This is a genomic window from Rhizobium sp. FKY42, from assembly GCF_005222835.1.
Lineage (GTDB): Bacteria > Pseudomonadota > Alphaproteobacteria > Rhizobiales > Rhizobiaceae > Neorhizobium.
Genome location: NZ_STGA01000057.1, coordinates 1 through 643, shown reverse-complemented (window position 1 = coordinate 643; position 643 = coordinate 1). Strand labels below are relative to the sequence as shown.

General features: G+C 57.4%; 2 pseudogenes. Both read left to right on the top strand.

Features of this window, described 5'->3' with window-relative positions:
• Window positions 1–197 (top strand): annotated as a pseudogene (locus tag E8M78_RS18885) (thermonuclease family protein); the annotation flags it as partial.
• 151 nt (window positions 198–348) lie between these two features.
• Window positions 349–643, top strand: a pseudogene (locus tag E8M78_RS18880) (hypothetical protein); the annotation flags it as partial.

Sequence of the window (643 nt, the reverse complement as noted above, 5' to 3'; positions counted from 1 at the left end):
AGACCAACGCGATGGCCGCCCGGTATGGGATGTGGGGGACCTACGTGCTGGATATGAACGAGTGGCGCCGCAAAGCCGTCGACAAGACGATGGATCGGCATCCGATCGCAGATTTCAATCTCCTTGCAAAACGTCAGGCCGAAATCTCGCCCCCCTTCGCCGATGCGCGGGCCATGCCCAAAAGGACAGACCGATAGTCACTGACCTTTCGCCTGAAGGGGTCCGAGGGACATTTCCAACCCGTCGCCATTTTTATGAGCATTCATGGTTTGCAGAGCTTGCACTTAATCTCAGCCGCTTCCGAGCAGCTGGCGATCTCAGGAACATTGATCAAGAAGGACACCTGACATGAAACAGAAATTCTGTGCCGCAGTCGGTCTCGCGGCACTTACCATGTCGCCGGTACCAGTTCACGCCGAAGATGCCTCCTGGGGTTGCCAGGTTCTCCTTTGTGCGGCGTCGCAAAGCCCATCATGGCACGGAGTTCCCTACTGCGTTCCGCCGATGAAGAAGCTTATTGCCGCGATGGCCAAGCCAGGCTTCTCTTGGCCTGTTTGCCACGAGGCAAAAGCTGGTGAACCCGGCTTTGAACCCTATGAGGAATGCCCCGCTGGCATGACTGCGGTTTCCTCCCGGACGGACA